This window comes from Bradyrhizobium niftali, from assembly GCF_004571025.1.
In the GTDB taxonomy this organism is placed as follows: Bacteria; Pseudomonadota; Alphaproteobacteria; order Rhizobiales; family Xanthobacteraceae; genus Bradyrhizobium; species Bradyrhizobium niftali.
The window spans coordinates 1-5,809 of the sequence record NZ_SPQT01000083.1; the positions used below are offsets into that span (position 1 = coordinate 1).

At 60.2% G+C, this 5,809-nt stretch carries 4 protein-coding genes; all 4 read right to left on the minus strand.

All coding sequences use genetic code 11. The features are described from left to right. A partial coding sequence (locus E4K65_RS46085; RefSeq protein ID WP_235886061.1) for an Ig-like domain-containing protein occupies positions 1-2,155 on the minus strand: 2,155 nt, incomplete at its 3' end. A 1,193-nt stretch (positions 2,156-3,348) separates the two neighbouring features. Further along, the gene (gene tnpC, locus E4K65_RS46090) at positions 3,349-4,824 is read right to left on the minus strand and encodes an IS66 family transposase (RefSeq protein ID WP_135179690.1); all 1,476 of its coding nucleotides are present in this window, start codon (positions 4,822-4,824) and stop codon (positions 3,349-3,351) included. Between the two features lie 122 nt (positions 4,825-4,946). Further along, positions 4,947-5,303: an IS66 family insertion sequence element accessory protein TnpB gene (gene tnpB / locus E4K65_RS46095; RefSeq protein ID WP_135179688.1), complete on the minus strand. Its 357-nt coding sequence runs from the start codon at positions 5,301-5,303 to the stop codon at positions 4,947-4,949. Next, the gene (tnpA, locus tag E4K65_RS46100) at positions 5,300-5,728 is read right to left on the minus strand and encodes an IS66-like element accessory protein TnpA (protein ID WP_135179689.1); all 429 of its coding nucleotides are present in this window, start codon (positions 5,726-5,728) and stop codon (positions 5,300-5,302) included. Before tnpA ends, tnpB begins: the two co-directional genes overlap by 4 nt. Positions 5,729-5,809: the final 81 nt, after the last annotated feature.

Genomic DNA, 5,809 nt, shown 5'->3' on the forward strand with positions numbered 1-5,809 from the left:
CACCAATCACGCCGTCGCGGTTGAGATCCTGATTGAATAAAGTCTCGATCGACTCAAAGGACGCGCTCGTTCCGGAGACGTTGCTGAGAAGGCTGGACGTGAAATTGCCATTGCTGTCGGTATTCCACACCGTGTACACGCCGGTCGTCGAATTCTTCCAGGCTACCTCAAAGCCGGTCGATGTCGCCTCCGCACCAATCGGCGCCCAGCCGCTGAACTGTCCGGCCACGTATGCTGTGCCACCGAATTTCAGCAGGACATCTGTACCGGCACTAGACAGATAGAAGTTGTTTCCAGCGCTTATCAAACTGGTCGTTCCAGCTGCCTCGATCAATGTTCCGACGACCGGGTCAAACGCAGCCGAAAGACCGCTCGAATTGCCAGCTGCATCCGTTGCGGTCGCCGTGAATACATGCGCCCCCTGCGCAAGAGATCCGGTCGTGATACTCCATACACCATTAGACGTCGTCACCGCGGTGCCTAGCAAGCTGCTTCCTTCATACAACTTGATCGTACTACCCGCTTCCGCCGTTCCGGCAACAGCCATCGTGTTGGACGCGGCGAGCGTGTCCGAGACGATCGTCGGAGCATTGGGTGCGACCGTATCAACCGCGACGTTCAAGGCGCTGGAGGCCACGCTGATGTTGCCGGCCGCGTCCACCGCCTGGCCGGTGAAGACATGGGCGCCATCGACCAACGTGCCGGTCGCAAACGACCAGTTGCCACTGGCATCGACCGTGGCGGTGCCCACCTGGGTCGCTCCATCGAACACCAGGACCTTGCTGCCAGCCTCCGCGGTCCCAGCCAGCGTCAGCTGATTGGCCTTCGTGATGCCATCGCCCGCAACGCTACTGTCAGGCGAGAACGTCGCAATGCTCGGTGCGGCAGGCGCGGTCGTATCAGCGACGGTGCCCGCTGAAGAGGTGCCCGACGTCACACTTCCATCGCCAACCTGAATGACAAGTGGATGATCAGTCAACGCGACGTGCAGCTTCGAGACGTTCGTGTAGATCGCGATGGGACTGGTCCCGACGAGCGGGTCGTAAACGTAAACCACCCCATAGGATTTTCCAAGATTGACCGTCACATCACTAGTTGGGGACGCGATCTCCTTTTTTAGGTTCGGATCCCAGATGACATGCTCATCCCACACCACAAGATCAAACGTGCCATTGTGCTTCTCCAGTAACATCTGGGAGGCGCTCGATGGCATATTGTCCAGACTATAGGCCAGGCCGCCGGGCGTGAACGGTTGCGAGGCGTTGGGATCGCTCAAAATCGTCGTGAGGTTGTGTATTGCGGTCGCAACAAGCTTTGGACTACCATCATTGTTGAATAGGCCGAAATGAGCTTCCTTGTTCGTAAAGTTCGGATCAGATGCCTCATCGAAGAGCTCATACAGGAAGGTTTGCGCGACGCCGTCCTTGAACGCGTCCATCAGGGTATCGAGCGTGTACTTCGCCTGGACCGTCTGATCGACCCCGCTCATGGGATCACCCGTCATCGTGTCGTAGCCCGTTTCCGTGAAGATGACGGGCAATCCGGCCGCGTCCCATTGTGCAATCTTCACGTCGTTCAACAGGACCTGGTTCGGCGTGGCCCCCGACCAGACGTAGGCGTGAATATTAGCGTAGTCGGCCGACGACGAGAGATTTCCTACCTGGCTATAGTTGGCGCTGTTCGGCTGAGATAGCGTGAGATTGTAAACCGGCACGTCCGCCAGGTTTGCATCGGCCTGAACGGCTGCATAAAGTGCTTTCTGGAATGCAGCCGCGCTCGATAATGACGAACTGCCATTGTACGAAAAGGTCTGGATATCCACCTCATTGGGGCCTTCGATCGCGAACAGCCCGTTCGGATGAGCTGCGACAAATGCGTCCAGCTGTTTGATGAATGTCGAGAGGTTGGTTCCTGGCGGAGTGAAAAAGTCAAACTTGATTCCATCACTCGCCAGTTGTGAATACGCCGCCTGAGCGTGCGCCGTCGAGAACATGCTGCCGTCGCGGACGGTCGTCACTCCAAGGTACGCGAGTGAACTCTCAACCAGTCCAACATTCTCGTACACGGTCCAGTTGCCAAGATGGGTATTTACGCCGATGGACTGCACAAACTTGGCGGCGTCGATCGCTGTCACATTTGATATGGCGGTCGTCATTATAAGCCCTGCAACGACGACCAGGAGGCGGTCGTATCGAGTCACAGACTAGGCGACAAGCATTGCAATCGATTGAACGGCTGTTTCTCGTTTTTATCGAAGAAGGAAGATCAAGGTCGAGCTGGTAGCGATAATGATGCTTTAAGATTGGCGAACGTTGAAGCTGCGTCTCACGAACGAGAGGCCCCGCCCCCGTGCAACTACGGATATTTATGTGTTACCAAATCGACCAAGCGCATAGATTTCCAACTGCAGAGACACAGCATTTACCGATATTTCACGCTAGTTCTGCGACGAAAGGCGAGCGGCGAGGCAAGGAACACATGCTGCCTCTCCTAACAGCGCCGCGGGCGCTGGCGCGGTGGGCGCGCCGGCGTTGGCGTGGGCTACTCAGCGAATGGCTTGCCCATCGCCACCACGGGCTCCGGACCAGGCTCTCCTGAGCAACCGATCGATTCAAATAACCGGTAGAAAATTTGCATCGGACCTTATGCCCGCGTGCGGAGGGGTTGCCCCAGAAAGCGTGACCAAACCAAATCAGACACCAGGGGGGAACGGTGCTATCAACAGGAATGAAGATATTCCTGTTAGTGGCTTTCATGGTCGTAGGCTGGTCATCCGCGTCCGCCGAGACAAACGCTCCGGATTCGCTGAAAGGGGGATCGTCCCTCCACGATGAAGTTAAAGCGGCCAGGGCCAAAGAGAAGGCGGACGATGTTCGTGGGCCGAAAGAACGATGGTGGGATCGCGACGCCGAAGGGAAGCGGCCTTGGGACAAACCCACGAGCACATCAGAAGGGTTTCCAAAGCCATAACGACTGCCGCTGCCTTGAGAACGCGTAACGCTTTCAGCGGTCACTGACGCCTGTTGCCGAACTCTGGTGGACGCGTGTTTTTTGTGTGGCAATAGCCGGCAATCGTGGCGGCCGAGTTGACGGTATCGACCATGACGAGCGATCGATCGATCGATCCCTCTGGTGAATACGAAAGACGCGGCCCGGCATTTTGCGCCGGGCCGCCAAGGCGGCGAAAAGATCAGACGTATTGTACAACCGACGCAGCGTCGTTGCCGGTCGCGAAGCCATAGCGCGGTTCGAAGCCAAAATGGTGGCGTCGACCAGCGAGGCCGCGGTCCCGACCGTCACCGACAGCCGAAACCACTTGAAGCCGTTGTTGAAGTGTAAGCGTCGTTCTCAGGCCACGGCTTTGAGGTCGTGACGGCAATAGGCCCACGGAAGCAGCTCATCGATGTTGCTGTTTGGATGGCCGTTGACGATCCTGGTGAGGGCATCGGTCAGATAGGCAAGCGGATCGACATCGTTCAGCTTACAGGTTTCGATCAGGGAAGCGATGATGGCCCAGTGCTCGGCGCCGCCGTCGGAGCCTGCGAACAGCGCATTCTTCCGGTTGAGCGTGATCGGGCGGATTGATCGCTCGACCGCGTTGTTGTCGAGCTCGATACGGCCATCTTCGATGAAGCGCGTCAGGCCTTCCCAGCGTGAGAGCGCATAGCGGATGGCGTCGGCTAGCTTGCCCTTTTGGCTGATCAAAGCGAGCTTTGAGCGGAGCCACCGTTCGAAGGCTTCCGCCAGCGGCCGACCCTTCTGCTGCCGGACGAGGCGGCGCTCCTCGGCGCTGCGGCCACGGATGTCCTTCTCGATCGCGTAGAACTCGGCGATGTGCTGAAGCGCTTCGCTTGCGATGGGCGCGGGACCGGGTGTGGCAAGTTCGTAGAAGTTACGCCGCATATGCGACCAGCAGAATGCAAGCTGAACCTCGCCACGCTCGGCGAGCTTGCCATAGCCGGCATAGCCATCGACCTGCAGGATCCCCTTGAAGCCTGCCAGATGGGCGATTGGTCGGTCGGCTTTGCGATCGGGGGCATAGACGTAGGCGACGCCCGGCGGATCGGCGCCGCCCCATGGCCGGTCGTCCGCCGCATAGGCCCAGAGCTGACCGGTCTTGGTGCGCCCGCGGCCGGGATCGAGCACCGGCATCGTCGTTTCATCGGCAAACAGCTTTGGCCGTTGCCTGAGCTTGCCAAGGAGGCGCTCACGCAACGGACGCAGGTGGAAGGCAGCTTGTCCCACCCAGTCCGCCAACGTCGAACGATCGAGCTCAATGCTCTGGCGGGCGTAAATCTGGGCCTGCCGGTAGAGCGGCAGGTGATCGGCATATTTGGAGACCAGGACCTGGGCGACGGTGGCCTCGGTCGGTAATCCGCCCTCGATCAGCCGGGCCGGGGCCGGCGCCTGCATGATGCCGTCCTCGCAAGCCCGGCAGGCGTATTTGGGACGCCGGGTCACGAGGATCCGGAACTGCGCCGGGACCAGGTCCAGCCGCTCGCTCCGATCCTCGCCGATCCGGTGCAACTCGCCCTGGCAACAGGGACAGGTCTTGTCCTCGATGTCGACGACGACCTCGATCCGCGGCAGGTGCGTCGGCAAGGCACCACGGTTGCCGCGGCGCTTGCGAGCCCGCGCCTCACGGCCTTCAGGTGCGCTCACGTCCGCCGTCTCGCTGTACGCTGCCACTTGCTCGACGTCTTCCAGGCCCAGCAGCATCTGATCTTCAGGCAGCGTCTCTGCCCGCCGGCCAAACCGATGCCGCTGCAATTCCTTGATGATCTGACGCAGCCGCTCGCTCTCGCACCGCTCGGCGAGCAGCATCGCTTTCAGCGTCTCGGGATCGTCAGGCAGGGCGTCGCTCACACCCAATTCAGAGCATATTCGCCGCCATCTGGCGACGCGTCCGACGCTCCTGATTCACTTCGCCGCAGCGCCGCCAACAGCTATCCGGCCTGCGTTGGCTTCGACGTTTCCCGTGCCTCGTGCACAAGCCGCCAGTCGAGCCCCTCCAGCAGCGCCGACAATTGCGCCGCCGACAGACGCATCACACCGTCCTCGATCTTCGGCCAGCGGAAGATTCCATCCTCGAGCCTCTTGGCGAACAGACACAAACCCGTTCCGTCCCAGAACACCAGCTTGATCCGGTCCGCCCTCTTGGCCCTGAACACATAGACAGCTCCTGAGAATGGGTCAGCCCCCATACTCTCGCGCACCAGGGTAGCAAGCCCCTCCATTCCCTTGCGGAAGTCTACCGGTTTGGTCGCCACCATCACCCGGACCGCACCCGACGGACCGATCACCGGCTCGCCTTCAGCGCCTGGACGATCGACGCAATCATCGTTGGGTCCGCACCACGACCGGCCCGGATCGTGATGCCGTCGACTTCGATCTCGATGATCCCGCTATCTGCCTTGCGCACCACTTTACGCTCCTGGTGAGCTGCCGGCGCCGGTACCACGGCCTCCACCACCGCTGGCACAAACTGGACTTTGTCCGCTTCGGAATGACCGCCTGCTGCTTCTCGCAACTGGCGGCGCCAACCAAACAACTGCTGCGGCGACAATCCATGCCGTCGGGCCACGGAACACACCGAGTCGCCACTCGCCACGATCTCGGCGACGATCCGCGCCTTGTCGTCGTCGCTCCACTTCCGCCGACGACCGGCTCCGGTGAAGACCTCAAGCCGCCGCACCGGCTCCGCGATAGCACTATGCACTGTGTCCATTCTAAGCCTAACGGTCCGAACAAACCGCAGACTCGCAGATCACCCCGTCATCCGGTAGGTGGCCGCTGAACAGCGCTTACG

Excerpts from the sequence above, each read along its gene's own strand:
- tnpC (WP_135179690.1), bottom strand. The coding sequence starts at position 4,824 with ATGCTGCTCGCCGAGCGGTGCGAGAGCGAGCGGCTGCGTCAGATCATC.
- tnpA (WP_135179689.1), bottom strand. The coding sequence starts at position 5,728 with ATGGACACAGTGCATAGTGCTATCGCGGAGCCGGTGCGGCGGCTTGAG.